Raw genomic sequence first — 26,773 nt, forward strand, 5'->3', positions numbered from 1 at the left:
GTTCGCGGGTGCGGGTCGGCGAGTCTGCCCGCGGGCTGTACGAAACCCGATGTTTCGTCTATACCCACATGCGCGAAGGGGCTTACCCCCTTCGCAGCATCGACCACCCACGAACGAATGGCACGCACGCGGGAAGTACCGCCGCCAGAGTGCCCCGGAGCCGCTCTGGTCCGGGAACGATCCGCTCCGTGCCACCGAGGAGAAGACCTGATGAACAGCCTTCGTAAGTCCACCCGGGCGGCCGTAACGGCACTGGGAGTGGGAATCACCCTCGCCTGTACCGGGATTGCCGTAGCCGACGACGGCTACGGCGACTACCGCAACCGGTTCGACCCCCTGCCGGCGATGCCGCCGATTCCAGCCGACAGCTCGCTGACCCCGGAGCGCGTCGAGCTCGGCAACATGCTCTTCTTCGAACCGCGGATCTCCAGCAGCGGCGTGATCAGCTGCGCCACCTGTCACAATCCGGCGCTTGGCTGGAGCGACCGCATCCCGCGAGCCGTTGGACACGAAGGCCAGGTGGGCGAACGCAACACCCCGACCGTACTCAACTCCGGGTTCTTCGAGGCGCAGTTCTGGGACGGCCGTGCGGCCGACCTGGAAGAGCAGGCGCTCGGCCCGATCGAGGCCGATATCGAGATGGCGATGTCACTCGACGAGGCCATCGCTCGCCTGAACGAGTTCGACATCTACAAGAAGAAGTTCGCCGCCGCCTTCCCCGGTGACGAGAACCCGATCCGCGAGGAGAACGTCGCCAAGGCACTCGCGAGCTTCCAGCGCACGCTGAATACACCAAACTCGCGTTTCGACCGCTACCTGAATGGCGATCTCGATGCCCTCACCGAGCAGGAAAAGCGCGGCATGAAGAAGTTCGCGGACAGCGGATGTCAGGCCTGTCACAGCGGGCCGGCGTTCACCGACAGCCGCTTCCACCGGATCCAGGTGCCCGGTTCCGAGGACGAGGGGCGCTTCCTGGTGACCGGAAAGGACTCCGACCGCTTCGCGTTCAAGACCCCAACCCTGCGCAACATCGCGCTGACCTACCCCTACATGAACAACGGCGCCACGGCGACACTGGAGGAAGCGGTGGCAATCATGGGCCAGGAGATGCTCGGCCGTGAGTACGCCGAGGATGAAATCGGCGATTTGGTGGCCTTCCTGCATACCCTAACCGGCGAAATGCCGACGTTCGAGATTCCAGCACTGCCCTGACCTCCCGGGCCGCGACAGGGCTGCGGCCGGTGCATGGATGCGCGGCCGTAGCCCTGTGCTTCGAGGCCGGGCCGCAGAGAACCCGACCGGTGCGCCGCGGGCGACCCGTCGGATCTCAGTGATCGCCGTAGTCCACGAGGCTGGCCGGATGCCGGAACAGGGTCATGCGCACCGGTGGTTCCGTGAGCTCGATGGCCTGCGTGATCTCGCCGTCATGGTCCAGGTCGATTTCGATCAGATCCGAATCCGCCGGCCGCGTCAGATAGGCAAAACCGCCGACGCTGCGCAGCACGGGGCGCGTTCCGGCACATTCGAACGGGGTCATCACCTGCATCGACGAGTGTACTGCCCAGTTGGCCACATCGACGCTGTGCAGGAAGCCGTCGACGGTCAGCACGAGCAGATCCTGGCCGTGGTCATCGCGCATCGCGTAGCCGCACTGGCGCGCAGGCAGGTTGAGGATGTCGTCTTCGCTCAGGGCATCGGCGGTTGGGTTCACGCGGATCATCGCCTCGGTACCCCAGGGTGCAACCGCCCAAGGGCTTTCCGGGTGGTAGGCGAAATTCGAGATATGCAGCGCGCCTTCGGGATAGGTGATCTGCGCTTCGATGAAGCGATCTCCGGGATGGACGGCATCGGGGTCGTGGGTGATGCGCAGCACGCCACCCGCGCCGTCCGTGCGATGACATCCCAGCAGATAGTGAGGGCCGATGGCCGCGTAGCCGTGCAGCCCGGGGCATGACTGCGGGAACGCGCCAATCTCGGCGCCGCCGTCATCGTAGATGCGGACCCCGGTCCGGGCCCGACCCTCGCCTTCGGCCACGCTCATGATCACCGTATCCTCCGCGGCGGGCAGCGCCAGGCCGTGATGTCCGTTGCCCGTCAGTGACACGGGGGGCGGGTTTCCGCCGCTCTCGAGCGCCGAACGCCTCAGGATCACCGCCACGGCGGGGTCAGTCTCCGCGTCGCCATCGAAGAACAGCGCTACGCGGCCGTCGCGGGAGACGACATGCGCCGGGCGGCCGGTGCCGTGGTCGGACCCGTTGATCGAAAACGTGAGGAGTTCCGGATCATCGACCTCCAGGTGCACGTGGTCCACGTGATCGAGCACCCAAACCCCGGAATCGAGGAAGCGGAATTGCTGGCCGTCGCCGCGGACGTTGATCACCCCGAACCGACCGTCCTCGGTCGTGGTGACGCCGGAAACGTCTGCAATCTCGTAGCTTGCCCCTGCCACGAGCGTCCCATCCGCGATGTTGTAAAGCCACAGCGAGTCGGCGTCGCCGACCAGCACTCGCACGGCGCCCGTGACGTCGTGATCATGGTCATCATCATGGTGATGGGACTCATTGCTGCTGCCGCCACAGCCCGAGAGAGCCAGCGCAACCGCGAGCGTAAGGGGGGACAGGAGAACGTGAATCTTCATATGATGTACCTCGTTGTTAATTCATCGTTATAACGTTGCATAGCGGCCGAGAAAGTCACCGCTACAGATCGGGCGGCTGCGTCGGGAGCCGCCGTTCGATGCCCGTGAGGGCGGTTCGCGAGCCGCAGTCTCCGGGCGGTCGCCGATTCACCTTTCCCGGCTTCAGGTGCGCCTCCGGAGCCGGACCAGAGACACGGAGGCTCGGGGCACCGCGGCGATCACCAGGGCCCACAGCACGAAAACCGGGCCGAAGGGCTGGTCGAAGTGCAGGGCGCTGACCCAGGCCAGCAGAAACACCATCGCGCCCAGCAGCAGCGACCCCGCGAGAAAGCCATGCAGCCCCCGGACCACCGAGGCCGCCCCCCACGCCGGCAACAGCAGCGCCGCGAGCGCGGCAGGAAGTCCGAGGGCGGCGCTGCCCAGCACCAGCACGCCGACCCACCACATCGCTTCCAACACGACGAAAACGCCGCGGTGCGTAGACCGCAGGCCGACGTCCGGGGTCGCCTGCGCGAAAAGCCAGATGCGAGCGAGCAAGGGCGCGAGCAACAGGCTTGCGGCCGCCACGCCGCCGATGATCCGGAGCAGTTCGCGGTCGAGGAAGTACACCTGCCCCTCGGCCCAGCGCGCCGCGGCGAGATTCGCCTGCGGCAGATTCGCAGCGAACAGCGTGACCAGGGCAAGCCCCGCCAGGAACAGCGCCAGCGGCCAGCGCTCGCGGTCGCAAATGCGGTGCAACACGATCATCACGGCGCCCGCCAGTGCGACCGCGACCGGCACTACCGGCAGCGCAACCGTCGCCGCGATCACCCCGCCGAGCGCGGCCCATTGCCCAACCGCCAAGGCCTGCCAGACCGAGCCGCGCAGAAACAGCCCCGCGCCTGCGAACGCCAGCATCAGGGTGACCGCCAGGCCCCCCGCGAACGGAACCGACCACCACAGGTCGCCGGTCATAGAAGTTCCGCCAGCGGCACTGCGGGAAATCCCGTGCCGGCAAGAAAATCGGTGTCGTGACTGGTCATCAGCACCGCGGTTTGCGGCGGCAGCGACTGCAACAGGCCCAGTGCACTGTCGCGAACCTCGGCATCCAGATGGTTCGCGGGCTCGTCGAGCAGCAGCACGTCGGCGGAGGTGTGCAGCACCGCCGCCAGGCGCAACAGTTGCCACTGCCCGCCACTCAGGCGGTCCAGCCGATGCGGAAGCAATTCGCGCACCGGGCCGTGCGCGGGGGCGCCGGCACCCAGCGCACGGAACCAGTCCTGGCCACTCAGCGGCCAGAGGGCCGGTCGCGGGTGCTCCTGCGCGAGCAGGCACGTCGTCGTGCGAGGCAACCGGTCGACGCGTCCCCCGAAGACCCGAGCCTGGCCGATCAGGGCACGCAGCAACAGCGACTTGCCGGCACCGTTCGGGCCGGTCAGGACCATTCTCTCGCCACGACCGAGCCGTAGGTCCAGCGGACCGAGCAGCGGGCGGTCGAACCCGACCCGGACGCCCGTGCACGACAGCACGGGCCGGGCGCTCTGCGGCATCTGGCTCATTCCCCCGCCTGAAACGCAGCGGCCCAGACCTGCATCAGCTCGAGGTAATCCTCGAGCCCGCCGTTCGCCGGCGGTTCCATCGGCAATGCCTGGCGGGACCACCCGATTTCGGCTGCAAGGAATTCGGCGCCGCGCGCGGGCTGATAGACCGCGTGCAGAACCACGCCCTCGGGCCCGTCGCGCAGGGAATCGGCGAGGCTGCGCAGATGCCTCGCGGTGGGCGGTATGCCCGGCAGGGGTTCAAGGTAGCCGGCGATCTCGACCGGCAGCCACTCCTCGAGATAGTCGATGTCTTCGTGATAGGCCACGAAGCGCTGGCCGGGATCCAGCCGCGTGGCGACGGTTTCCGCGTGTTCGAGGATCCGGGCGCTGACCATCCGGGCGCGGTCCTCGAATGCCTCGCGATCGGCGGGCAGCAACTCGCCCAGACGCGCCGCCAGGGGTGCAGCGACCGCCGCGACCCGCTGCGGGTCCAGCTGGAAGTGCGGGTTGCCCTCGCCGTGCACGTGGCCGAGATTGGGGCCGTCCATCGTGATGGACCGGCGCAGATGGAGGAAATCCGACGCCCGGAAGTGGCCCGGACGCCCGCTGTTCAGCCTCGGGTTCGCGGCCCCGGTCAGCGCAGCCGGCAGCCAGCCCTCCTCGAGATCACCGCCCTTCTCGACGAGCAGGTCGGCCCTGCGCAGAGCTGCCATGAACGCCGGCCGGGCGTCGAGGTAGTGCGGATCCCGGTCCGGCGCCGCAAGCACGCGCACCTCGACTCTCTCGGCTCCGATCTCGCGCGCCAGCATTCCCATCGTCGAGGTGGTCGTCACGACGTTGAGCGCACCGGCCTGGACGCTGGCCGCGGACAGCGCAAACAGCAGCAGGGCCGTCAGTACGGCTGGGACCAGACGGCCTCCGATAGCCATCGGCAAAGACATGGTGTTCTCCCCTTTCACGAAGTTTGCTGTCAGGATCACGGGCGATCTCGCCTTCAGAACCGATGGGCCCCGTGAGCGCCGAGCGCCACGTTGATCTGGAACAGGAACCCCAGTCCGCTACCCGAACCGCCGTGGCCCTGGTGATCGTGGTCATGCCCATGGTCGTGACCGTGATGCGCGAAGTCGTCGTAGTGGATCTGTGCCCGCAGGAACAGGGGTTCGACCGGCCGAAAGGTGACCTGCGCGGCGCTGCGATACGAGGCATCGAGCGATTCGAGTCGGGTGGGGTGGAAGTCCACCACCCGGTTGGTCAGACCCAGTGCCTCGGCGCGCAAGCCCGCTTCCCAGCGCGGGAGGAAACCGTAGACCGCCTGCAGATACAGGCCATCCTGGCGCTCGGTGTAGTTGCCCCGCCGAGTCCAGCCACCGTGGCCCTGCAGATATTCGTCGACGTTGCGGGACACGAGAAAGTATTCTCCGCCGACCCGCCAGTCCCCGTGTCCATAACTGCGCCCGGCGTAATGCCGGTAAACGGCGTCGACACCGGCAAACCAGCCGTCGCCCACGACCGCGTGGCCGTGTGCGCCGTGGTCCTCCAGGCGGCCATGGTCGCGCAGGAAGCCCGCCGAGGCTCCCAACTGCAGGGCATGATCGGCACCGAGATCAGGCCCGGTCTTGGCAAACGCAGTGAACAGGCGGGGTCCGGACTCCCGATCCACGGGGATGCCGTCGTCGAAGCGCGCGATACCTTCGTCCTCGTCGCCCTGGAAGGCCTCGACGCCAAGCCGGGTATACCAGGGCGTGGCGGGAACAAAGCTCAACTGCACACCGACGTCTTGCAATCCGTGGTGACCGAACAGGAATTCGCTGAACAGCGGACGGTCCACGAAGTCCCAGTCGTGGTTGTGGTGGCTGTTGATGTACCCGATGTCCGACAGGAACTTGCCTCCCTTCAGCTGGAGTCCCGCGGGCAGGCTCAGGGTCCGGAGATACGCTTCTTCCACCTCGACGTTCTTGTCGTCGAACCCGAGCATCAGTGCGCCCTCGAGCCAGTCCCCCATCCGCGCCTCGACCGCGAGTTCCGAGTGCCCCAGGTTGAAACCTTCGTCGAGCCCGTGGTCGTGGCCGTGGTGATGTCCGTGACCGTGCCCATGGTCATGCCCGAAGCCCGCGGGCTCCTCGTTGCCTTCGGACAGCCGCTGGTAATAGATGCCCTCGAGGATCAGCGAAACGCTGATATCCAGCGGGTCTTCCGCCTGTGCCGAGTTGAGCATGGCGACGAAAAGAATTGCCGGCATGGCCAGATGCCACCGCATCATCCGCCTCGATTTCCTGCTTGGTACGCCGGGGCTACGGGCCAACGCGGATCGGTTTTTCATGTTGTGATGTAATTTCATAACGTTCCTTCCACGAAAGATTGATAGGTTCGTCTCCGGTCGTTCGGCGGAGGAGCGAATGTTAGGTACCGTTGAGCTCACGGGATTCCCCCGTCCAGGCAGCGCCCGGTCGAGCTCCTCAACCTTGCGAGGGAAGCGCAGATCAAGCCATCCTGTCATTGCGAGCGAAGCCCGGCACTAATCCGCGCAGCGCGTTGAACAACCGAAGGCTGGCCCGCAGGGTGAGCGCAGCGAATAATCCAAGCGGAACCAATAAAATCATAGCCTTATGGATCGCCACGTCCCGCCACGCTGTGCTCGCGGCTAAAGGCTTCGCTCCTCGCGATGACGGTTTAATCAGCGCTTCCCTAGGCAGCGTCGGTCGTGCGCCCCCAGAGCGGGAACGGGTCTGCAAAGCGGCTCCAGCCCGCAGGGCCGAGTGCCATCTCCTCGTCGTTGAGCAGGCAGACATCGAGGGCAGCACGCAGCACGGCTTCGTCCATGCCCATGCCGATCAGCACCAGCTCCTGGCGGCGGTCGCCCCACTCGCCCTCGAACTCCGCTTCGATACCCGAGCGGTGCTCCGGGTCTTCCGGCCAGTGGGCCTGGTCGACCGCGCTCCACCACATGCCGGCGGCGCCATGCCGGCAGGCGCCGCCGGCCTGCGACCAGGATCCGGCGAAATCGGGCCTCGAGGCCAGCCAGAACCAGCCCTTCGAGCGCACCACCCCGGGCCACTCGCTGTGAATCAGGTTCCAGAAACGCTGGGGGTGAAACGGGCGCCGGGCGCGGTAAACGAAGCTCGCGATGCCGTACTCCTCGGTTTCCGGCACATGCTCCCCCCGCAGTTCCTGGAGCCAGCCGGGCGCGGCGGCCGCCTGCTCGAAGTCGAACAGGCCCGTGTCGAGAACCTTGTCCAGCGGGACGCGTCCGAACTGCGCCAAGTGAATCCGGGCACGGGGGGTCAGCGCCTGCAGGATAGAGATCAGCCGGGCCAGTTCGTTCGGAGTGACCAGGTCCGCCTTATTGACCACGATTACATCGCAGAACTCGATCTGGTCGATCAGCAGGTCGACCACCGTCCGGTCGTCCTCCGACCCCAATGACTCGCCGCGCTCCTGGATGGAGTCCGCGCAGGCGTAGTCCTTCAAGAAATTGAACGCGTCAACCACCGTGACCATGGTGTCGAGCCGCGCGACCGCGGAGAGTGACATGCCCTCCGCATCCGCGAAGGTGAACGTCTCGGCCACCGGCAGCGGCTCGGAAACGCCCGTGGACTCGATCACCAGGTAGTCGAAGCGCCCCGCGCGGGCGAGCCGCGATACCTCTTCGAGAAGATCCTCGCGCAGGGTGCAGCAGATGCAGCCATTGCTCATTTCGACCAGCCGTTCCTCGGTACGCGACAGCTCGGCCCCGCCTTCGCGGACCAGCGCGGCGTCGACATTGACCTCGCTCATGTCGTTCACGATCACCGCGACCCGGCGGCCCTCGCGGTTGTTCAGGATGTGTTTCAGCAGCGTCGTCTTGCCAGCACCCAGGAAACCGGACAGGACGGTCACGGGCAGGCGGGTGTCAGCGGTCATGGCGGGAACTCCTCGAAGCTTGCAGTCGTGAAACGGATGCCAAAGGGACGGAGCGAGATGTGTTCAGGTCTCCCAGATCGCATCCAGCGACAGCATCACCCGGGACGCATCACAGGGGGAGACCTGCGGCGAGCGGTGGATCACGCCGCGGCCGGCATTGCCCTGCCACAGCCGCCCCCTTCAACAGGCCGACAGCGAAGGTCGGAATACTCCGCACCTCGGCGCCGGGCAGCATCAGCCCGGAGTGTTCGTCGGCAAGCCCACGGCTGCCGGGACCGAGGCGGCTGCGGTCGGCCCAGCCGTCGTGCAGCCACTCGGTACCGGGCCCACTCCAGGTGCAGACCAGGCGGATGCCCGTGCAGTCGACGTGAAAGCGTGGGCACATCGGTCGATCCAGCACCTCAATGCGCAGCCCCACGGACGGGCAGCCAAGCAGGTCGGTGTACACCCGGGTCAGCCAGCCGATCTCGGCAAACAGCGCATCCTTGCCCGCATCGTCCGGCAACTCGAGGTCGGGAAGCTCATCGTCCGCATGCACCACGCGGGAACGTCCGGAGGCAAGTCTGCGGGCCACGGCCTGCAGGTACTCGGGAATCGCGGGGACCGGCGCGCGCTCGAACCAGGCGATTTGAACTCCGGGTTCGAAAATCCGGACGAGCCCACCCACCGAGGTGCTCGTGGCGGTATGCGGGGCATCCGCATCGGGCGGTGAGACGACGTCCTCAGTCAGGGTTGCCTGCAGCATGGGAATAGCCATAGATGCAATTGAGTTGCATCTTATACCACCGAACGACCGGTAATTGCAACACAGTTGCGTCTGTCGCGATCGCCTGGTGCGGGCGCGCCGGTTCAACCAGCGCAGCGCGGACAGCGGCCATGGATGGTGATCTCCGTGCGTTCCGGTTGATACCCCTTCGGAAGCGCGAAACCAGCGGTCGAATCCGGGCCATCCAGACAGACGATCTGGCCGCATCGGGTGCAGTGGAAATGCGCGTGATCGCCCGGCTGCACGCGATCCATCGCGTTGAAGCGCCAAACCCGGTCCTCGGCAGCAATCCGGTGCGCAAGATCGCGTTCCACCAGCCAGTCCAGAACCCGATACAGCGTCACCCGGTCCACATCCAAGCCACGCCTTTCGATGGCATCTTCGATCTCGTGGTGAGATAGCGCCGCTGCGCTGCCGAGCAGGACCTCCAGAACGGCCAGGCGAGCCGGCGTCAGACGGCCGCCGACTGACCTCAGCCATTCACGCGCCCGGGATTGTGGGTCTGCCTCCGCCATCATCGGACCATTGCAGCACCTGGTGCGGGGCATAGCAATCCCGCGCGCTTCATCAACCAGGCCAATGCGCTATCCGATGCGGTCCGCACAGACGGGTCGGCCAGAAGAAGCACGCGATGATGCTGCGTACCGGGCGGGCCTCCGCGAGCCCTCAGGCTCCGGAGTCCCCCGTATCGCCGACCGGTTCCAGCAATGCAGGATCGTCATTCGCCGGCCGGTTCACCCGGATCGAAACCGGGTACGCGACCAACCGCTCCGCATCCAGCCGCCGGGCAACGTTGCGCAGCGTCTCCCGGTCCGAAAGCCCCGGATCCAGCCACTGCCACCGGCACCCGGGATCGAGCACCACCGGCTGGCCAAAGTAATTGACGCCGACCGGACAGAATAATTGACGTCAGACAGCCGCAGCAGCTTTTCGAACTGGGGGTTCCGGAGCAGGTTCCTCACTGCTGATTCGAATGCGAACTGTCCTTTCATCCGGCCGCTCGTTTGGGTTGTCTGTGCCTATGCGGTTTTCGTGGAGGCTTTCTGGGGTCTGGGCTACAAGCCGGGGTGACAACAAGGCGCCGTGGTTGCGGCCGCTCATGTTGGCGGTGAAAGGTCAATGGCCCAGCGCTGCAGTGCGTAGGCGTCCATGTCCGCCTGTTCCAACAGCCCTAGTAGTTCCTCCTGGCGCGGTTGTCCGAACACGACTCGGTAAGCAGCGAGCTGTTTCTTGAGGCGGCCGAATGCCTCGACCTCCTTGCTATAGGGCAGCAGGGGTACGTACCTTTGCACGCGGTGCTTTCCTGAGACGATCCAGTAGGGGACCAGGTCGCTCTCGTTCATTGACCTTGCCTGCTGCTCGGCGAGGTTAAAGATTCGATGCCAGAGGTCATCGCCCGGTTGCCATTGGCGCAGGGCTTCGTTCGCGTATTGCTCTGCGACGTTCTTGCGCACCGCATGCCCCTTGTACCGGTGGACACGGCCTTCGCGCTGTTCAAGGTCGACGGGATTGCCTGGCAGGTCCCAGTGCACCAGGTGGTGACACCAGGGGTGAAAGTCGAGTCCTTCCTGACCGACCGAAGTGCTGGCGAGGACGAACGGTCTGAACGGGCTGTTGAATGAGCTGCGGACGGCGTCCTGGCTGAAGGCCCCGTCTTCGGAGCGGATGTGGCCGAAGCGTAGGCAGAGCACTGTCCTGATGCGAATCTGGTCGGTGGTGACGCTGTTGTCGGTGCCATTCGGTTGATAGAACTGCGCGTGAACGCGCGAGGGGCGCGGCTCAACGGCCTCCGCGATGTCGGCGACGCATAGGCGTGACGTGTCAGTGGTAGAGGCGGTCTCGTTCCAGGCGTGTTGTTCCCATCGCAGATGCCACATTTCGTCGAGCACGGCCTGGAGATTGCCCTGTACGCAGTAGCGGAGCACCTGCTTCCAGTAGACGTTGTCCGCCTCTTCGTGGTGCGGATCGTGGCCGGAGACCTGCTGCAGCAGCCGAACCACGGCTGGGCGATTGAAGAGCTTCCAGAAGGCGTGGGCGATCTCTACACTCTGAAAACGCCGCTCCAGGTCATCCAGGCCCGCCGGCGCCAGGCTTCGTACGGCCAGCACGCCCGGAGCGCCGAGCGCCAGTTCGGTGACCAGCTCGGCCAGATGCTCGGGCCGGCGGCCGAGCTCGGCGGCATCCAGTTGGAGGAGGTCATCAAGGTAGGCGGACATGACCTCGGGATTGGGCTTCGCGACGTCGTCTTCGTTCGCGTCGCGCCACCTGGCAAGGAACAGGTCCATGCCCGGATCGAGCAGGCGGAGAATCATCCACTCCCAACGGTCGTCGACCGGCCCCTCCTGAGGATCCGGGAGGTCGGGCTGCGCGAGCAGGGTCTCCACACGCGCTCGAACCCAGGCGCGGCGCTCCTCGCCGAACGGAGCGCCCAGGGGGTGGGCCACATCCGCCAGCGGCAGGCAGGGCAGCAGGAGTAGCAGCAGTCGATGCCTGTTTCGCGTGCCTTCGCCCGTCTGCGTCAGTCGCAGCAGGCCGCGTTGTTGCCGGTCGGGATCCAGATAGGAGTCCATGCTACCGCCCACCATGCGTCGTTCGGCCTCGTAGCTCAGCATCGCGCTGACGGCGTCGGGCACAACGTTCCAGGCCGAGAACAGCAGGCTCTTCGTCAGCCCCTCCTTGTCCGCATAGGGGCCCTCCAGGTCCCAGTACGGCACCGTCGGCGGGATCCACAGCAGCTTCCAGAGGCCCCGGTCCAGCAGGCTCGAGACGAGTTCCCGCAGCTTGGCGTTGCCTGGGTCTATCTCTGACCAATCTTCAAAAGCCTGTTTGGCCAGGAAGGCACTACGGTGCGTCCGCAGTACGGTGCTGACCTTGTCCGGCGACAGGCTCAGCGCATCGGTCAGCCGCTCGTTCACCCGGTAGCCGTGCATGAAATGCAGTGGGTAAGGCGCAGACTTCCAGAAGGGCATCGGGTCGTGGTCACCGACGGCACGGAAGACCGCGTCGGTGGCGATGAAATGGCGGACATCAAGGGGCGTCAGTTCGGGCCTGGCCGGTGGCTCGGCGACCATCGCATCTCGATCAGCGCTGGCCGCGACCCTTTCCGTCCGTGACATCACCGCGCACAGGCTGTCCTCCACGTCGCGCTTGGCGTCGAGCATTCGGTCGGTGTGTTCGAGCGATGCGCGCTTGAGCTCAGTGCCGAAGCGCGACAGCCGCGCCTGAAGCTGCTGGACCTTCGACTCATCGCCTGCCATCAGGAAGCGCGTAGTGGCGAGGAAGTCGGCGTAGTGGTCCTCGTGCTGGATTTCCGCGTCGGCGGTGTACAGCTTGTAGGGGGTGGCCGACAGCAGCAGTGTTCTTACCGGATGGCCTTCGCGCGTCGGTGCATTGAACAGGTGCTGTGCCAGCTCCGCAGCGGGGTCGTGGTCCAGGTCACGCGTTTCCAGCAGCGCCTTGAAGCGCTGGAACTCGTCGAGAATGATCAGGTCCGGCTCAAGCTCCCGCACGCAGACTTCGGCGAGCAGCCGTCTCAGCCTGCTCAGGAGCTGGTTGCATCGTTGGCGGGCTTTGCGCGGGTAGGCGTCGCGGTGATCCGTGAACCAGGTCTCGATGACCTGACGCAGGTCCTCCCGCAAACCGGGCGCATCGTTGACGGCGCTGACAAAGCGTTCGGCGATGCCGGCGTCGATGGCCAAGGGCCGGTGACGGATCTTATACTGCCAGATCTCCGTTCGTCTGACCGCCCCCTGAAGCAGGTGCATCAGACCCGTGCGATCAAGGTCGAGCGGTTCCAGGAGATGGTAGAGGACGCGCCGCTCCCTGGCGTGGCCGCCGGAGTGCCCCATCTCGAAGGAGGTGCCCGGCGTGAAGCTGATGAAGTTGACCTTGCCGTCGCGGAGGCTGGTGTGGTTGTCGCGCAGCGCCAGTTCGGTGGCGAGCATCGTCAGTCGGGTGGCCTGCGCGTAGCCGTTCTGCGACACGCTTCCGATCTGCAGCTTTGGTAGGTTGGCCCGGGCAATGGAGGTATTGCTGCAGATGTAGACCACGTTGATGTGGTCTACCGCATACCACAGGCGGTCGATGGCCTTGGCGATAATGCCTCGTGCCACGAGGGTCTTGCCGAGCCCCACTTCGTCGGCCACCAGGAAACGCCCCGTGCTGTCCGGCGCTTCGAAGAGCCGCCGGAATGCGTGCGCGACGGTACGCCGCTGGAAGGGCTTGAGTGTCCCGAGAGCGGAGTCGACGTCAGGTCGTTGCATTGCTGGTCCCAGTGGTTTCGGCCGAGTCGCGCGGCGTCGCTTGGTCGAGGTCGTGGTGGACGGCGGCGTAGATCGTCCGCCACATCTCGTAGAGATCGTCCGGCACAATGCTGGGGCCTTCGCTGGTGGCGCGCAGGTCTTCGATCAGGCGCTGCAGGGGCTCCAGACGCTGCGGGTCCCGGGAGGCGGCCCTGACGAGGTCTTCCAAGAGCGGGGCATTGTCCAGGCCGTCAGATTGGTGGCGCTGCCAGCTTCCGCCCCCGTTGCCCATCGCCCAGTCGGGCATGCTGTCCAGGCCGCCGAGCAATGCCCGCAGAAACTGCAGGAAGCGTTGCGGGCTGTCGATCAGGGTGCGAAGCACCTGGGCAACACGGCTGTCGGGTATGCCGGAGGCCGGGAGCTTCAATGCCATGCGCACGTCATCGATCGCCGCGTCGGCTTCGACGCGGAAGGCGACGAATGCGGTGAGTCGTGACATCGGGAGGGGCCATGCCAGCGGCAGTTCCAGCGGGCGCGCGTGGTCTTCGTTGACGGAAACGGGCCAAGCCGACACCGAGACACCCTCGGGCAGCGCCACGCTGCCCTCCAGCATCCAGGTCCATGCCTTACCCTCGGGTCGGCAGACCACTCGCAGGTCGCCTTTCACGAGTCGTTGCCGGGCCGTATCAAGCCGTTCGCGTGCGGCCGCGATCTTCGGGTCTTCAGTAGCGGGCTCGCCCGGTCGATATGCTTCACACAGCCTGGGAAAGCCGGACTCGACGAAGCGTTCGATTCCCGATCCCTTGTCCGAACCGGGTCGCCCCTTGGGTCCGGTGATGGCGGCCACCACTTCCACATTGCGCCCGGTGAACGCCGCATGGGTAAGGTTGGCCGAACCGACATACCAGGTCACCTGGTGGCCGTGCTCGAGGGCGATGAGCTTGGCGTGCAGGTCGGAGTGGCGCTCAGTCTGGCGGTCGTCCGGTTCATCCAGCGCACTTTCGGAGAGCACCAGAATCGAGTCCCAAGCCTCACGGTGCCGGGGTGGCAGTGCATCCAGGGCTTCACGCCGGCTGATCAATGTGCGTGGTGGTCGGGACAGGCGCACGAGCTGATCCAGCGTCGTGGCGCTCAGGAATGGCGCGATGGCCAGCAGGCCATTGCCCTTGCGCTCGAGTTGCCACGGCGTGTCGGCGCCGTCTTCCAGCCCGAGGCCATGAAAGCGAATTGGCCCCCGGAAGCCCTGAGGGGCGGGGAAGCTCGTCCGTGCCACGTCTTCTGCAAGTGCCCGCACGACGTCGATGCGTTGGACATCGAGGGTTTGCGCGGTCAGTTCGGGTAGCGTGTTCAGAAAGCGAGCCAGATCCGCTGAGGCCTCGACAGGGCGCTGCTCGTCGGCGGCGTTCTCGCTGACCAGCGCCACATCCCAGGAGCGGTCGAAGGTCAGGTTGCGCGAAGCGATCGCGACGCGAAATCGGGGTGGGGCGTCGTCGCTGACGAAGCGCACGACCCAGACCTTCGGATGGAAGGTGCCGCCATTGACGCTGCGCACGGGATGCACGCTGGTTTCGAGCAGGCTGTAGAGCGCCCGGTTGGTGTGTGGGATGGCAATGCCGGATTCGTCCACGAAGACGTGCACGCGCTCGCCGGCTTCGCGCAGGGCCTCCAGCAGCAGCAGAGGCTCCTCCATCAGCTCATCGACGCCTCGGTCCGAATGCGCCAGAACCGCCAGCGGCAGCGCCAGCAGGACGTCGAGGTCGAGCGAGTAGGTCGACAGGACGGCGTGGTCGATGCGAAAGCCTGCCGGTGGGCGCAGCACGTCCATCGCCACGGAGCGGGTATCAGGAGCGAGCATCAGTGACCGAGTCCTTTATGAAGATCGATGAGGAGCCGGCGTACCTGGGGCCACCGGAACTGCATGCGCCCGACACCGACATTGCCGCGCCAGTCCAGCAGCCGCCCCTGGTTCACGACCCGGGCCCTCGGTCCCTTGAGTTGGCGCTCCCGGTCGGCGATCAGCCGGCGCAACTCTTCGTCATTCACGACGCCATCCGGTCCGTTCATGGCGACCCGCCGGGACCATGTTTCGACGAAGCGCTGTTGGGGTGTGGGCAGGTGCGCGCCGTGCAAGCGCACGAAGTGCCAGAGCGCTTCTGGATCAAATGCGTCCTCGTCGGCCTCGCGATTCGCCCATTCTGCGAGCGCGTCGCGGTAATGCTCGATCCATTCCTCGTCGTCAGCCCGGTCGTGCTCGGTACGACGCAGTTCCGCCAGCAACAGGTTGTAGAGCAGCGGCGCGCCCTCGACGTGCCGTGAAAAGCGGCGCGCAAGCTCAACCACATCGCAGATGGCCGGAGGGCCGCGAAGCGCTTCCGGGTCTTCCCACAGATACTCGGCCGGTGAACTGGAGCCCTCGCGGGCAAGCCACGCCAGCAGGGTGCCGTTGCAGGTGGCTTCCAGGCGCCCGAGCAAGAAGTCGGCTTCTTCCGGGGTCAGCGCAAAGGCGGCGTCTTCCGGGAACGCATCGGGTGCGGGCGGGAGCCGAGGGTGCCAGGTGGCCTCCTGAGTCCAGATCACGCCGGGATCGTCGGTGCGAGGGTAATCGGAACGCCGACGCCGGAGGCTGTGGAAGTGCGCGTGATACCAGCCCTGACTCTTGGCGGGAACGAACAGGCCCCAGTGCACTAGGGCCGCCCAGTAGGCGGAACTGGCCAGCCGCGCCACCGCCTCGCGCGCGTGGACGCCGATGATCCCCTCCGGCGCATCACTGGTAGCAAGGGCGTCGATCAGCGTGACCTCAAGGCGCCGAGCCTCACTGGCGACATCAAAGTTGCCGTGCCTGGCCTCGAGCTGCTGATAGACCCACGGAATGAACAGCACGTACCGAAGCCTTGTGTGCAGCACCGAGGTGCCGGGAAACAGGGCGTTGGACAGCACATCGCGCAGGCTGCCAAGCCCGAGCTCATCGACCGTGCCCTGCTCATTGAACAGATCGAGCACCTTGCGCGCTTTGTCGCGATCCGCTGCGGTCAGATCGAGCCAGTGCAGATAGGCGTTATCCATCGTCTCCCCCTCCGGACGTATCGTCATTCTCCGGCTGATCGCGTCTCCTCTTCCGCGCGAACGCGAAGATTAGATCAGCATTCCGGATCGGCTGGCGGTTGGTCGCTTCAGGGTTCATGTGACCATTGTCTGCAGTCTATGCGACTTCCCATGTCGCATAGTGGGGTTCCGATGGAACTTCCGTGCACACTGGAATCCTATGGCCAATCACAGCGACCAGGTTTACCGGCAGTGGCAACTACTGAGGGCCATCCCCCGTGCGCCCCAGCGTCGTTCGACGCGCGAGCTCTATGAGCATCTGCGGCATAACGGTTACGACATCACGGTGCGCTCCGTGCAGCGGGATCTGGCGGCTCTGTCGACTCAGTTTGGCTTCGTCGACGAAACGCAGGGCAGAACTGCATACTGGTACTGGCCGGAAAGCTTCCGGGTGCTTGATGTCCCGGGCATGGATCCGAAGGATAAAGGATAGGAAATCCAATCGCCTTGAGGCAATTAAGGATAGAGGATAGCAAATCCAACTGCCTTCGCCCGAATATCCCTTCGCCCAAGGGGTCTGTCAACTCCCAACGGAAGGCCCTTCTGAGCAGCGGCGGCAGCCTATGGGGCCGACTTCAGCCAATTCGACGTCCCTGATCGCCCACGCACACGACGTCCGCCGGACACCAGACCGCCGCGTCGGCGTCGCCCAGGGGCACCGTGCGCCCCGCAAAGTACTCGGCACCGACCCAGGCACAGACCAGCGCATCGAGTGCATCCTCGTACCGCTTCAATCCCGAGAGGGTTTCCACGCGCTCCGGGTCCGGAAGCTCCAGCGTCAGCCCCTCGAACACCTCTCCCAGTGCATCGCGAATCGCCGCGAACTCGCCCAGGAGGTTCCGGATCCGCTCGGACACGGTCGCGGTCGGCCAGTACTTTCTGGACTTGGCCACCTTGTACCGGATTCTGCTCGAACGCCGCAGCAGCGAAAGCAGCGCCGGGTGCGGGTACACCTCCAGGACCTTCCGGCTGTCGGGGAACCTGGTGGCCGTGGTCGCGAGCTCGTACCCGGCCGCAGACAGGGCCTGGGAGATCCGGGCGCCGAGCGAGCCTGGGCGCATTGCCGTCGGCGAATGCGCGGCGCAGCCGCGGCCGCCGAACTCTCGGGACACCGCCTGGTCTGCAGGGCGGCGCCCGCTGAATGCAGTCCGCGCGATGGGCATGTCCAGGGTCACGAGGTCCGGCGGCCGCCCGGCGAGTCGCCGCGCGGCCTCGAGCAGGCGGGGAATGTCCGGTTCGGTGCCGGAGAAACGGCGGATCGACCAGTCGGTCTCGGTGCCCGCCGCCCGTTCCATGAAGCCGAGGTAGCTCGGCGCAAGGGCGACGCAGCGCCAGCGGGCCCCGCGCTGCTGGACCAGCGCCACGCCGCTGGGCTGGCCTGCGGTCCAGGCGGAGTCGATACCGAGGACGGTCGGATGCGGTTTCATGTCAGCATCCCCGACCGTGCCAGGGAGCGTGTGCCCCTGCAAGGCATCACTGTCTTGGCTCGCACTCAGGCTCTGGAGCCTCCGGCATCGTCGACCGGTTCCAGCAATGCAGGATCGTCATTCGCCGGCCGGTTCACCCGGGTCGAAACCGGGTACGCGACCAACCGCTCCGGATCCTGCCGCCGGGCAACGTTGCGCAGCGTCTTCCGGTCCGAAAGCCCCGGATCCAGCCACTGCCACCGGCACCCGGGATCGAGCACCACCGGCTGGCGGTCGTGGATGAATGCGAAGGACGGCGAGACCGGTTCAGTCAGGATAGCACAGCAGATGTCCGTCCCCTTCTCGGCCGGCTCCCAGAGACCCGCGAAGAAGACCACCTCGTCCCGCTTCGGATCCTTCAGAGTGATGTAGTACGGCTGCTTGCCGGATTCGGTCCGCCGCCACTCGTACCAGCCGTTGGCCGGAACCAGGCAGCGCCGGTGGGCGAACGCGGAGCGGGAGTACGGGCTGGTCGCGGCCTTCTCGGCGCGGATATTGATCGGCGTCGGGGCGCTTTCCTTTGCCCAGGGCGGCCGAAAGCCCCAGTGCGCGAGGGCGAAGGACACCGGCGCCTCGGCGGTGGCAAGGACGGCGGTGATCTGGGTGCCGGGGGTGACATTGTAGCGGGCGTGGCCGTCGCCGACCGGCAACTGCAGGTCGAAGTAGCGTGCCGCGATCCGGCTGCGCGGCGTGTGGAGGGCGAAACGGCCGCACATGGGCAATCTCCTACTGCCAGCATGTCGCGCTGATCAAGCAGGGATTACGGCTTGCCACGCGCCCGACTCGTTGACGCGCATCCGTCTGCCGTCCCAGCGCTCGAGCACTCAACAGCCCGCGTTTCAGCACCAACGCTCTCCTGTCATGAATATGCTGCGCATCCTGAAAGCGGCGGTGAGCCCCACAGTCGCAGCCCGTCGTGCCAGCAGAGGCTGTCGAGCCCCGCGTCGAAGACGTCGATTGCAAGCCCGTCGTTATCCAGCTTCTTCGATGGCCTCATCGACCGTTACGGGGTCCGTTGCCCGCGATCGGCCGCCTACGCAAGCTGCTTCTCCAGCTGCCCGACCACGCCTTCGACCGTGACACGATCGAACCACTCGCGCTCGTGATCCGGAACCAGAAGCTGGCCTCTTTCCAGCGCCACGCTCATCCGCCGTAGGTGACCACGGGACCACTGCGCTTCGGACAGCCGCGCACATTCCTTCTCGGCGTCGGCCGGATCAAGGAACACCGCGTGGAGATAGGCGAACTTGCCATCACCCAAGGCCGATTCGTAGGTGTCTTCGTGCAGGACCGCGAACACGGGCAGGCCTGTTGCTGGTCCCGTGCGAATCTGCTCCGCCAGTAACGGGAACCTTGAGGCGAACATCGGCTCACGCCGCCGCAGGGCAGCGGAGCGCTGCCCTGCGGACACCTGCTCCGGCAACGGCGGAAATGCCGCAATCCGCTCAGGTTCCAGCTGATCCCAGCGATCGTTACGGTACATCGCCTGGTGCGCGGCGTTCCAGACAGAACCGTCCAGTGGAAGCCACTCCCAGGCGCCGCCGGATTCTGCCCGGGAGAGGCGCAACATTGCATCGCTCGCCTTCGGGCCAACGCACGCATAGATGGTGCCGCCGTCCGACTCCCAGTATTCGACGTCGGTCAGATCAAGTCTGCCCGTGGACATATCGCGCTGCTCCTTGCAGTCGAGTCTAGTGGGATTTAGCTGGACCGGCCCGGAATTGCAACCCGGGCCGAAACCCGTGACCCCCGCTGTCGGGGCCGCGGCGGGGATCCGGCAGGCGCCACCGACTCACGGCCGACGCTGGCCCGCCCGCACCCCGATGCCTCCGCCAGAATACCCGTCGCGATGGCAGCAGGTCCCTTCCGAAGCAGGTCCAGCGGTCCGCTTCAGTGTTGCTTCTCTGCGACGGTGCCAGGCTTGTCCGCCCCTGATCTGCGCACCGATCCGCGACCGGCATCTTCACTGGTCCGGACACAACAGGCAGTTGGGGGTTGGCGACGGGCCACGTTCATCGGGAGCCATTGAGGCGATGGTTCGGGTTTCCGCACTCACCTGGGATCCGGATCCCCCAGCGCGATGCACCGGGGCCTGGTGAAGCTTGACGCGCCTGATGCCCTTTACCGTCACCCGCTATCCATGCGCTGCCCAGCCCGATCCTTTCCAACGAGACAGGAAGGAATGCGCTCGCGGCTCATTGCATTTCCTGATCATCACCGATGCTCCGTAATTTGGAACGGGCCGTCTCGCAACCACCGTCATCACGAGGAGCGAAGCCTTTAACCGCGAGCACAGTGTGGCGGGACGTGGCGATCCAAACGGCGTGAGTCCTCCCGACGCCAGATGGATTATTCGCTGCGCTCACCCTGCGGCTGTCCAATGCGCTACGCGCATGAGCGCCCCGCTACGCTCGCAATGACCACCGAGACGGAGCGCTGCCGTGCTGGCTGCGGAGGTTCCGTGATAATCAGCCTCCCGGCCCGGGCCGAGGCAGGCGTTCGTAGAGAAACCGTGCCCGTAGCTCAGCCGGTGGTTACTGCGGGTGACCTTGGCGCAAGTGGTTGATTTCCGGCTAAGGACACGGTTTGTTTCTCAAGCGGTTGCATTTTGGTGGGCCGTGTAGGAATCGAACCTACAACCAATGGATTAAGAGTCCACTGCTCTACCAATTGAGCTAACGGCCCGAGGAAAGAGGGGGTGGGGTGACCGATGGGACTCGAACCCACGACAACCGGAGCCACAATCCGGGACTCTACCAACTGAGCTACGGTCACCACCGTTTCACTGTACCGCTGCGGCATGCCGGGCGGTGGCGCGCCCGGCAGGACTCGAACCTGCAACCGTCGGCTTAGAAGGCCGATGCTCTATCCGGTTGAGCTACGAGCGCGTATGGCCTGGAGCAGTGGTCGGGGTAGAGGGATTCGAACCCCCGACATCCTGCTCCCAAAGCAGGCGCGCTACCAGACTGCGCTATACCCCGTAGTGCCAACCCGCGTTAAAGCCCAGTACAGCGAGCCGTGGATGTTATCCCGGGTCGAACCGCTGGGTCAAGAATGGGTTCAGAGCGTTTGACGGAATCCGGCGCTGCAACCGATCCGAAAGCCGGGAATCGGCCCGCGCCCGCAGGGCGGCTCCTCGCTCCCGGGCCGCCGGCAGCGGCCTCCTGGTTCCGGTGCTGCTTCTTGAGGGCCGACGCCGGTCATGGGATCATCGCGGCCTGCCACCGGGATCCCTGCCATGAGCGCCAACATCATCGACGGTCGCGCGATCGCGGCCACGCACCGCGAACGCATCGCCCAGGAAGTGGGCACGATGAAGGCCGCGGGCCTGCGGCCACCGGGGCTTGCGGTGGTGCTGGTCGGGGACAACCCGGCATCCGAGGTGTACGTGCGCAACAAGCGCCGCGCCTGTGCGCAGGCCGGCATCGAATCGCATTCGTTCGACCTCCCCGCGAACACGCCGCAGGCCGACCTGCTTGCGCTGATCGAGCGGCTGAACCGGGATCGGGCGATCGACGGCATCCTGGTGCAGCTGCCGCTGCCCCCGCATATCGACCCGGAAACCGTGATCGAGGCCATCGATCCCGCGAAGGATGTCGACGGGTTCCATCCCTACAACATGGGCCGGCTCGCGGTGCGGCTGCCGCGGCTGCGCCCGTGTACGCCCTGGGGGGTGATCCAGCTGCTGCAGGCGATCGGCGAACCGTTCAAGGGACGGACTGCCTGCGTCATCGGAGCATCGAACATCGTCGGTCGCCCGATGGCGCTGGAACTGCTGCTCGCAGGCGCAACGACGGTCGTCTGCCACCGTTTCACCCGCGATTCTCGCGCGCTTGCCCGCGAGGCCGACGTGTTGATCGCGGCCGCAGGTAAGCCGGGGCTGGTTCGGGGCGACTGGGTGAAGCCCGGGGCCACCGTGATCGACGTCGGCATCAACCGCCTCGAGGACGGCTCGCTGTGCGGGGACGTCGACCTCGACACCGTGTCCGGCCTTGCCGCCTGGGTCACCCCGGTGCCGGGCGGTGTCGGACCGATGACGGTGGCAATGCTGCTGGAGAATACGTTGAAGGCCCGGGCGTTCGGGGAGAACGAGCCGCAGGAAGCATGATCACGGCGGCGCTTGCGAACATGACGTCGGCCGGCGCGACGGCGTCCCTGAACCCGCCCGGCAGAGTGCGCGGCGCAGAACCCTTGCGCGCATGGCGGCGGGGCTCCACGCGCTGGCGTTGTTGAGTGTTCCCGGGCAGACGCAGGACCGGGCGTTGCAGGCACGGGGGCATGGTCACGGACTCCCCGTGCACGACCCGACCCAGAAATCGAAGGATTCATCCCGCAGACGGCGTGCTGGCTCACCCGGGCCCTAGGCGGTACCATCGCGGACCCACGACATCAGAGAGGGACCCTGCATGCCTCGCTCGTTCATCCCGTTACTGTTTCTTCTGGCAACCACTACTTCAGGAGTTCTGATGGCTGATGATCAACCGAAGGTCGCGATCGAGACCAACTACGGCCGCATCGTGCTGCAGCTCGATACAGCGGCTGCACCCACGACGGTCGCCAATTTCTTGCGCTACGCCGACGACGGCTTCTACGACAACACCATCTTTCATCGCGTGATCCCCGGTTTCATGATCCAGGGCGGCGGCTTCGATCCGGACATGCGCCAGAAGCCCACTGGCGATCCGATCGAAAACGAGGCCGACAACGGCCTGAAGAACCGGACCGGCACCATCGCGATGGCGCGCACCCAGGATCCGCATTCCGCGACGGCACAGTTTTTCATCAACGTGTCGGACAACAGCTTCCTCGACCATAGTTCCAAGACACCCCAGGGCTGGGGCTACGCGGTGTTCGGCAGCGTGGCCGAAGGCATGAGCGTCGTCAGCGAGATCGAACGGGTGAAGACCGGACGCGTCGGCATGCACCAGGACGTGCCGGCACAACCGGTGATCATGCAGAGCGTGAAGCGCGTCTCCGGAGAATGAGCCCGGACGGCCCGGTCCTGGTCGTTTCCGACCTGCACCTGGACCGGGAATCCGGCCCCACGTTCGATCGGTTCCTCGAGTTTCTCCGCGGCCCGGCCCGTACCGCGGCCGCGCTCTACATCCTCGGGGATCTGTTCGAGTACTGGATCGGCGACGACGCCCGTTTCGACGCGGCCGAGGAACTCGCCGGCGTACTCGCCCGTCTGCCGCTGCCGGTCACCTTCCAGCACGGGAACCGGGATTTCCTGCTCGGTGCCGGGTACGCCCAGCGGGCCGGGATGCAGATTGCCCCGGAGGAGTTGCGGGTCCCGTTTCCTTGCGGGCCCGCGCTGCTGATGCACGGCGACAGCCTGTGCACGGCGGACATCGATTACCTGAAGTTCCGCGAGATCGTGCGCCAGCCTGACTGGCAACAGGCTTTTCTGGCCCGCCCGTTACCCGAGCGTATCGCCGAAGCGGAACGGCTGCGCGCCGCGAGCCGCGACGCGGGCCGACAGAAGGCTCGCGACATCACCGATGTTCACCCGAATGCGGTGACCGAAGTGCTGCGCGCACACGGCGTCTCGCTCCTGATCCATGGCCACACCCACAGGCCCGCAATCCACGGACTGCAGGTCGACGGGCGGCCCTGCCTGCGCTGCGTGCTGCCCGCCTGGGATGAGCGGCCCGGTTATCTCGCGGTGGACGCCCGTGGCCCCCGGCTGCTCACGCTAGACGGTCAGGACTACCCGTCCGACGCCGGCCACCCCCCTGCCTGAGCCGCCAGCGCTGCCATCTCGCGCCGGCTGAAGCCCGCCGCGAGGCGCGCATCCAGTGCGAACGGCGGGCGCACCCGCCCGGGCATGTGGCGCACCAGCAGATCCAGAAAGGTCGCCTCCGGATCCAGTCCGCGCTGACGCGCCAGGAAACGGAACCAGCACGACCCGATCGCGACATGACCCACTTCCTCACGCTGGATCACCTCCAGCACCGCCGCGCTCGCGGTATCCCCGGCGGCCTCAAGCCGGCGGATCATGCCCGGAGTCACGTCCAGCCCCCGAGCCTCAAGCACGCGCGGCACGAGCGCCATGCGTTCCATCGGGTCGGCGTCGGTCTTTACCGCCATCTCCCACAGCCCGTTATGCGCGCCATAGCTGCCGTAGTCGCATCCCGTTTCATGGAGTCGGCGGGACAGCACGCGAAAGTGTCTTGCCTCCTCCGCGGCGACCTGTAGCCAGTCGCTGACGAATTCCGCAGGCAACTCCCTGAACCGGTAGACCGCATCCAGCGCGAGGTTGATCGCGTTGAACTCGATGTGCGCGATCGCATGCAGCAGGGCCTGCCGGCCGCGCTCGGTGTGCAGGCCGCGCCGCGGCAGCTCCTGTGGCCGCACCAGTGCCGGCCGCGCCGGGCGGCCGGGAACCTCGATGCGTTCCGCAGGCGGATCCTCGGCCTGCACCTGCAGGTCACCCGCGCGCCAGGCCTCGAGCAGCCTGTCGGCACATTCGCACTTGTGCTCCGGGTCGCGCACCCGCAGCGCCCTCAGCGCCATCGCGTACACACCGGGCGGGGTGCCGCGGGGCCGCAGGGCACCCGGGACCGGTGCCATGCCTTCGGGTGCCGACACGTGCGCAACCCCGTCGCGGGCGCCGGTCCCGTCCGCTCCATCGGAGCAACGCGCAAACGCACGGGCGGCGGGCGCATCGGGCCCAAGGCGCACCACCAGCAGGTCCATTACGTTGGTTCCGGTCGCGCCCCCGGGCAGCGACTGCCCGACCCGGTCCCAGAAGCCGCCGGTATCGGCGCGGCGCAGGGCTTCGCGCAGCGCCTTGCGCGTACGGGAATCGGCCGCGGGAGATCCGTCAGCGAACCACGCACCGGCCGCCGCCCCGTCGCCATCGGCGCCGTCGGTCGCCCCGGCCAGCACGGCCAGCGGCCGCGGCCAGCCCCGGGCAGCCCAGAGCAGCAGCAATTCCGCCGCAAGGTGGCGTGCCCGGCCGCCGCGGCCCGGGCGCGCGGGTAGACATACCGGCACCTCGCCTCCCCATACATGCACCCCGGCCGGTGCATGCCGGAGCCGCCGGACGAGTTGGGCGGCGACCCGATGCCCCGCGCCGTCCGGGAACAGGCCGTGGTCCTGGCCAGGCAGTCCGTCACCGGCCACCGCCGCGAGCACGGCTGCGCGCGCATCGGCATTGCTGGCGACGCGCCGGTGCGACGGGCGTGGCCCCGCCGTCGGAGGCGGCACGAGGGCGCTCAGCCAGCGGTCGAGATCCGGCCACCCGGTCTTAGGGGCTTCCCGGGTTTCCGTTGGATCCGGCGGCCAGAACGGGCCGGATCCGATGCTGGCCAGTGCATCCCCGGGAATGTCGCTGATCACCAGCACGCGGATGTCGCCCGTGCGGCAGAACGTCAGCGCCCCGCCCGCCTTCAGCCGCGACAGCCGTGCCCGCACCCGGTTCATTGCCCGGATCTCCAGCCCAGCACCCAGCAGGCGAGCGTTGACTTGGGCCAGCCATTGCGGTTCGACACCCGCGCGCGGAAGTTCCGCGAGGCTGGATGCGCCACCCGAGAGCAGCACCAGCAGCGCCTCCGCAGCCGGAATCGTGCGCAGGAAGGCCGCCACCGCCTCGCCGGCCGCGAAGCTCGCGGCTGCCGGTACCGGGTGTTCGCCCGCCTTGCGCTGCACCGGAAACCCGAGGCCGGAGGTCAGGACCTGCGCATCGGCGGGCGCGACGACCAGGGCCCGGGAGATCACTCCGGGCCAGGCCGAGGCCGCACCCTGCAGCATCGTGTCCGCGGCCTTGCCCCAGGCCAGTACGTGCACCGGGTGCGCCGGGGTTTCTTCGCGGGCCAGCGCCGCTTGCACGGCATGGGCGCCGTGCACTGCCGCCACTGCAGCGCGATACCAGCTGTGCAGCGGCTCGGGATCACTCACGCCAGGCGGTCCAGCCCCCGGGCCAGGTCCGCCTGCAGATCCGCCATGGCCTCCAGCCCGACCGCCACACGCACGAGGCCCTCGGTAATCCCCTGGACTTCGCGCTGGTCCGGCTCCAGCCGGCCGTGGGTAGTCGTGGCCGGGTGGGTGATGGTGCTCTTGGTGTCGCCGAGGTTCGCGGTGATCGACAGCATCCGGGTGGCATCGATCACCGACCAGGCCGCGGCGCGCCCGCCCGCGACCTCGAAGCTCAGGACGCCGCCGAACCCCTGCTGCTGCGCCTTGGCCAGAGCATGCTGCGGATGATCCACGAGCCCGGGATAATGCACCGCGGTCACCGCCGGATGCACATCCAGCCAGCGCGCGAGTGCCAGCGCGTTCTCGCTGTGCGCGCGCATGCGCAGATGCAGCGTCTCGAGCCCCTTCAGGAACACCCAGGCATTGAAGGGCGCCAGCGTCGGCCCCGCGCTGCGCAGGAAACCGTAGACGTCCTTGCCCACGCGCTCGGCATCGCCGACGACCGCGCCACCGAGGCAGCGCCCCTGGCCGTCGAGGAACTTGGTCGCCGAGTGGATCACCAGGTCCGCGCCCAGGGCCAGCGGCCGCTGCAGCGCCGGGGTGCAGAAACAGTTGTCGACTGCCAGCAGCACCCCGCGGGCCTGTGCGAGCGCCGCGAGTGCCCGAATGTCGACCAGTTCACCCAGCGGGTTCGACGGGGTCTCGCAGAAGTACAGGCGGGTGTTCGGGCGGGTCGCTTCGGACCAGGCATCGACGTTCGACAGCGGCACATAGGTGACCTCGACGCCGAAACGCACCAGGTAGTTGTTCAGCAGCACGGTAGTGGTGCCGAACACCGAACGCGAGCAGACCACGTGATCGCCGCCGCGCAGCAGACCCATGAACGTGGCCAGGATCGCCGCCATGCCGGAGGCGGTGGCCACGCAGGCCTCGCCCCCTTCCATCGCGGCCAGGCGCTGCTCGAAGGTACGGACCGTGGGGTTGGTGAAGCGCGAGTAGATGTTGCCCGGCTGTTCGCCCGAAAACCTCGCGGCCGCCTCCGCGGCGCTGCCAAACACGAAGCTCGAGGTGGGAAAAATCGCCTCGGAGTGCTCGCCCTCGGCTGTGCGGCGATACCCGGCACGCACGGCAACGGTTTCGGGGGCGTACTCGGTCGGGTCGAATTCCTGCATCGGCATTCCGGGGTCTGGCTGGGCAGCGGCCCCGGACAGCGCCGGGGC

Annotated in this window: 23 protein-coding genes, 4 tRNA genes and 1 pseudogene; 5 read left to right on the forward strand and 23 right to left on the reverse strand. The window is 66.7% G+C overall.

All coding sequences use genetic code 11. From position 1 onward, the window contains the following. Positions 1 to 210: 210 nt before the first annotated feature. Positions 211 to 1,212, forward strand: a complete 1,002-nt coding sequence (locus TVNIR_RS14935; protein WP_015259906.1) for a cytochrome-c peroxidase — start codon at positions 211 to 213, stop codon at positions 1,210 to 1,212. A gap of 115 nt (positions 1,213 to 1,327) precedes the next feature. On the opposite strand, the gene TVNIR_RS14940 is transcribed toward TVNIR_RS14935, so the two are convergent. From TVNIR_RS14940 to TVNIR_RS14995, 13 genes are all read right to left on the reverse strand, one after another. Next, positions 1,328 to 2,638: a hypothetical protein gene (locus TVNIR_RS14940; RefSeq protein ID WP_043739801.1), complete on the reverse strand. Its 1,311-nt coding sequence runs from the start codon at positions 2,636 to 2,638 to the stop codon at positions 1,328 to 1,330. 162 nt (positions 2,639 to 2,800) lie between these two features. Further along, positions 2,801 to 3,592: a hypothetical protein gene (locus TVNIR_RS14945; RefSeq protein ID WP_015259908.1), complete on the reverse strand. Its 792-nt coding sequence runs from the start codon at positions 3,590 to 3,592 to the stop codon at positions 2,801 to 2,803. After that, the gene (locus TVNIR_RS14950; RefSeq protein WP_015259909.1) at positions 3,589 to 4,167 is read right to left on the reverse strand and encodes an ATP-binding cassette domain-containing protein; all 579 of its coding nucleotides are present in this window, start codon (positions 4,165 to 4,167) and stop codon (positions 3,589 to 3,591) included. The genes TVNIR_RS14945 and TVNIR_RS14950 overlap by 4 nt, the downstream gene beginning before the upstream one ends. A 5-nt stretch (positions 4,168 to 4,172) precedes the next feature. Continuing rightward, entirely contained in the window at positions 4,173 to 5,099 is a 927-nt protein-coding gene (locus tag TVNIR_RS14955; protein WP_052316647.1) for a metal ABC transporter substrate-binding protein, read from the reverse strand. A gap of 53 nt (positions 5,100 to 5,152) precedes the next feature. Then, on the reverse strand, positions 5,153 to 6,415 hold the full coding sequence (locus TVNIR_RS14960; RefSeq protein WP_015259912.1) for a hypothetical protein: 1,263 nt from the start codon (positions 6,413 to 6,415) through the stop codon (positions 5,153 to 5,155). A gap of 428 nt (positions 6,416 to 6,843) precedes the next feature. Next, positions 6,844 to 8,058 (reverse strand): zinc metallochaperone GTPase ZigA, encoded by a 1,215-nt coding sequence (gene zigA, locus TVNIR_RS14965; protein ID WP_015259913.1) that lies wholly within the window; start codon positions 8,056 to 8,058, stop codon positions 6,844 to 6,846. A gap of 63 nt (positions 8,059 to 8,121) precedes the next feature. Next, the gene (locus TVNIR_RS21325; RefSeq protein ID WP_418081373.1) at positions 8,122 to 8,202 is read right to left on the reverse strand and encodes a hypothetical protein; all 81 of its coding nucleotides are present in this window, start codon (positions 8,200 to 8,202) and stop codon (positions 8,122 to 8,124) included. Then, on the reverse strand, positions 8,168 to 8,803 hold the full coding sequence (locus tag TVNIR_RS14970; protein ID WP_015259914.1) for a DUF1826 domain-containing protein: 636 nt from the start codon (positions 8,801 to 8,803) through the stop codon (positions 8,168 to 8,170). Before TVNIR_RS14970 ends, TVNIR_RS21325 begins: the two co-directional genes overlap by 35 nt. Before the next feature lie 104 nt (positions 8,804 to 8,907). Further along, complete coding sequence (locus TVNIR_RS14975) at positions 8,908 to 9,342, reverse strand: Fur family transcriptional regulator (RefSeq protein ID WP_211263118.1); 435 nt, start codon at positions 9,340 to 9,342, stop codon at positions 8,908 to 8,910. A 148-nt stretch (positions 9,343 to 9,490) separates the two neighbouring features. Beyond that, positions 9,491 to 9,685: an SOS response-associated peptidase family protein gene (locus TVNIR_RS14980; protein WP_043739802.1), complete on the reverse strand. Its 195-nt coding sequence runs from the start codon at positions 9,683 to 9,685 to the stop codon at positions 9,491 to 9,493. A gap of 236 nt (positions 9,686 to 9,921) precedes the next feature. Further along, positions 9,922 to 13,086: a helicase-related protein gene (locus tag TVNIR_RS20825; protein WP_015259917.1), complete on the reverse strand. Its 3,165-nt coding sequence runs from the start codon at positions 13,084 to 13,086 to the stop codon at positions 9,922 to 9,924. After that, positions 13,073 to 14,890: a phospholipase D family protein gene (locus TVNIR_RS14990; RefSeq protein ID WP_043739804.1), complete on the reverse strand. Its 1,818-nt coding sequence runs from the start codon at positions 14,888 to 14,890 to the stop codon at positions 13,073 to 13,075. The genes TVNIR_RS20825 and TVNIR_RS14990 overlap by 14 nt, the downstream gene beginning before the upstream one ends. 29 nt (positions 14,891 to 14,919) lie before the next feature. Then, positions 14,920 to 16,128: a DUF6361 family protein gene (locus tag TVNIR_RS14995; RefSeq protein WP_157092287.1), complete on the reverse strand. Its 1,209-nt coding sequence runs from the start codon at positions 16,126 to 16,128 to the stop codon at positions 14,920 to 14,922. A 199-nt stretch (positions 16,129 to 16,327) separates the two neighbouring features. Between TVNIR_RS14995 and TVNIR_RS15000 the strand changes: the two genes are divergently transcribed. Then, the gene (locus tag TVNIR_RS15000) at positions 16,328 to 16,600 is read left to right on the forward strand and encodes a hypothetical protein (protein ID WP_043739805.1); all 273 of its coding nucleotides are present in this window, start codon (positions 16,328 to 16,330) and stop codon (positions 16,598 to 16,600) included. Between the two features lie 142 nt (positions 16,601 to 16,742). Here the strand turns inward: TVNIR_RS15000 and TVNIR_RS15005 are convergent, their stop codons facing one another. From TVNIR_RS15005 to TVNIR_RS15035, 7 genes are all read right to left on the reverse strand, one after another. After that, positions 16,743 to 17,594, reverse strand: coding sequence for a DUF429 domain-containing protein (locus TVNIR_RS15005; protein ID WP_015259921.1), 852 nt, complete (start codon positions 17,592 to 17,594; stop codon positions 16,743 to 16,745). Positions 17,595 to 17,659: 65 nt separating this feature from the next. Beyond that, complete coding sequence (locus tag TVNIR_RS15010) at positions 17,660 to 18,349, reverse strand: SOS response-associated peptidase (RefSeq protein WP_015259922.1); 690 nt, start codon at positions 18,347 to 18,349, stop codon at positions 17,660 to 17,662. 317 nt (positions 18,350 to 18,666) lie between these two features. Further along, the gene (locus TVNIR_RS15015; RefSeq protein WP_015259923.1) at positions 18,667 to 19,299 is read right to left on the reverse strand and encodes a hypothetical protein; all 633 of its coding nucleotides are present in this window, start codon (positions 19,297 to 19,299) and stop codon (positions 18,667 to 18,669) included. A 943-nt stretch (positions 19,300 to 20,242) separates the two neighbouring features. Then, positions 20,243 to 20,318: transfer RNA gene (locus TVNIR_RS15020), tRNA-Lys, on the reverse strand. Positions 20,319 to 20,332: 14 nt separating this feature from the next. Next, positions 20,333 to 20,408: transfer RNA gene (locus tag TVNIR_RS15025), tRNA-His, on the reverse strand. Positions 20,409 to 20,444: 36 nt separating this feature from the next. After that, a tRNA-Arg gene (locus tag TVNIR_RS15030) sits at positions 20,445 to 20,521 on the reverse strand. 16 nt (positions 20,522 to 20,537) lie between these two features. Beyond that, positions 20,538 to 20,614, reverse strand: a tRNA-Pro gene (locus tag TVNIR_RS15035). Positions 20,615 to 20,871: 257 nt separating this feature from the next. On the opposite strand from TVNIR_RS15035, the gene folD reads away from it, so the two are divergent. From folD to TVNIR_RS15050, 3 genes are all read left to right on the forward strand, one after another. Then, a complete protein-coding gene (gene folD, locus TVNIR_RS15040; protein WP_015259924.1) occupies positions 20,872 to 21,741 on the forward strand; it encodes a bifunctional methylenetetrahydrofolate dehydrogenase/methenyltetrahydrofolate cyclohydrolase FolD in 870 nt (289 codons plus the stop codon). 358 nt (positions 21,742 to 22,099) lie between these two features. Continuing rightward, positions 22,100 to 22,618, forward strand: coding sequence for a peptidylprolyl isomerase (locus TVNIR_RS15045; protein WP_015259925.1), 519 nt, complete (start codon positions 22,100 to 22,102; stop codon positions 22,616 to 22,618). Continuing rightward, positions 22,615 to 23,376, forward strand: a complete 762-nt coding sequence (locus TVNIR_RS15050; RefSeq protein WP_015259926.1) for a UDP-2,3-diacylglucosamine diphosphatase — start codon at positions 22,615 to 22,617, stop codon at positions 23,374 to 23,376. The genes TVNIR_RS15045 and TVNIR_RS15050 overlap by 4 nt, the downstream gene beginning before the upstream one ends. On the opposite strand, the gene TVNIR_RS20830 is transcribed toward TVNIR_RS15050, so the two are convergent. From TVNIR_RS20830 to TVNIR_RS15060, 3 genes and pseudogenes are all read right to left on the reverse strand, one after another. Continuing rightward, a complete protein-coding gene (locus TVNIR_RS20830) occupies positions 23,343 to 24,206 on the reverse strand; it encodes a ferritin-like domain-containing protein (RefSeq protein ID WP_043740789.1) in 864 nt (287 codons plus the stop codon). The genes TVNIR_RS15050 and TVNIR_RS20830 overlap by 34 nt on opposite strands. A 132-nt stretch (positions 24,207 to 24,338) precedes the next feature. Beyond that, positions 24,339 to 25,535 (reverse strand): annotated as a pseudogene (locus TVNIR_RS20835) (DUF4147 domain-containing protein); the annotation flags it as partial. Further along, positions 25,532 to 26,725 (reverse strand): O-succinylhomoserine sulfhydrylase, encoded by a 1,194-nt coding sequence (locus tag TVNIR_RS15060; RefSeq protein ID WP_043739807.1) that lies wholly within the window; start codon positions 26,723 to 26,725, stop codon positions 25,532 to 25,534. The gene TVNIR_RS15060 and the pseudogene TVNIR_RS20835, both read right to left, overlap by 4 nt. Between the last annotated feature and the right edge of the window lie 48 nt (positions 26,726 to 26,773).

The organism is Thioalkalivibrio nitratireducens DSM 14787 (assembly GCF_000321415.2).
Lineage (GTDB): Bacteria > Pseudomonadota > Gammaproteobacteria > Ectothiorhodospirales > Ectothiorhodospiraceae > Thioalkalivibrio > Thioalkalivibrio nitratireducens.

Excerpts from the sequence above, each read along its gene's own strand:
- TVNIR_RS14935 (WP_015259906.1), top strand. The coding sequence starts at position 211 with ATGAACAGCCTTCGTAAGTCCACCCGGGCGGCCGTAACGGCACTGGGA.
- TVNIR_RS14940 (WP_043739801.1), bottom strand. The coding sequence starts at position 2,638 with ATGAAGATTCACGTTCTCCTGTCCCCCCTTACGCTCGCGGTTGCGCTG.
- TVNIR_RS14945 (WP_015259908.1), bottom strand. The coding sequence starts at position 3,592 with ATGACCGGCGACCTGTGGTGGTCGGTTCCGTTCGCGGGGGGCCTGGCG.
- TVNIR_RS14950 (WP_015259909.1), bottom strand. The coding sequence starts at position 4,167 with ATGCCGCAGAGCGCCCGGCCCGTGCTGTCGTGCACGGGCGTCCGGGTC.
- TVNIR_RS14955 (WP_052316647.1), bottom strand. The coding sequence starts at position 5,099 with ATGTCTTTGCCGATGGCTATCGGAGGCCGTCTGGTCCCAGCCGTACTG.
- TVNIR_RS14960 (WP_015259912.1), bottom strand. The coding sequence starts at position 6,415 with ATGCGGTGGCATCTGGCCATGCCGGCAATTCTTTTCGTCGCCATGCTC.
- zigA (WP_015259913.1), bottom strand. The coding sequence starts at position 8,058 with ATGACCGCTGACACCCGCCTGCCCGTGACCGTCCTGTCCGGTTTCCTG.
- TVNIR_RS14970 (WP_015259914.1), bottom strand. The coding sequence starts at position 8,803 with ATGCTGCAGGCAACCCTGACTGAGGACGTCGTCTCACCGCCCGATGCG.
- TVNIR_RS14975 (WP_211263118.1), bottom strand. The coding sequence starts at position 9,342 with ATGATGGCGGAGGCAGACCCACAATCCCGGGCGCGTGAATGGCTGAGG.
- TVNIR_RS20825 (WP_015259917.1), bottom strand. The coding sequence starts at position 13,086 with ATGCAACGACCTGACGTCGACTCCGCTCTCGGGACACTCAAGCCCTTC.
- TVNIR_RS14990 (WP_043739804.1), bottom strand. The coding sequence starts at position 14,890 with ATGGACGTGCTGCGCCCACCGGCAGGCTTTCGCATCGACCACGCCGTC.
- TVNIR_RS14995 (WP_157092287.1), bottom strand. The coding sequence starts at position 16,128 with ATGGATAACGCCTATCTGCACTGGCTCGATCTGACCGCAGCGGATCGC.
- TVNIR_RS15000 (WP_043739805.1), top strand. The coding sequence starts at position 16,328 with ATGGCCAATCACAGCGACCAGGTTTACCGGCAGTGGCAACTACTGAGG.
- TVNIR_RS15005 (WP_015259921.1), bottom strand. The coding sequence starts at position 17,594 with ATGAAACCGCATCCGACCGTCCTCGGTATCGACTCCGCCTGGACCGCA.
- TVNIR_RS15010 (WP_015259922.1), bottom strand. The coding sequence starts at position 18,349 with ATGTGCGGCCGTTTCGCCCTCCACACGCCGCGCAGCCGGATCGCGGCA.
- TVNIR_RS15015 (WP_015259923.1), bottom strand. The coding sequence starts at position 19,299 with ATGTCCACGGGCAGACTTGATCTGACCGACGTCGAATACTGGGAGTCG.
- folD (WP_015259924.1), top strand. The coding sequence starts at position 20,872 with ATGAGCGCCAACATCATCGACGGTCGCGCGATCGCGGCCACGCACCGC.
- TVNIR_RS15045 (WP_015259925.1), top strand. The coding sequence starts at position 22,100 with ATGGCTGATGATCAACCGAAGGTCGCGATCGAGACCAACTACGGCCGC.
- TVNIR_RS15050 (WP_015259926.1), top strand. The coding sequence starts at position 22,615 with ATGAGCCCGGACGGCCCGGTCCTGGTCGTTTCCGACCTGCACCTGGAC.
- TVNIR_RS20830 (WP_043740789.1), bottom strand. The coding sequence starts at position 24,206 with ATGGCACCGGTCCCGGGTGCCCTGCGGCCCCGCGGCACCCCGCCCGGT.
- TVNIR_RS15060 (WP_043739807.1), bottom strand. The coding sequence starts at position 26,725 with ATGCAGGAATTCGACCCGACCGAGTACGCCCCCGAAACCGTTGCCGTG.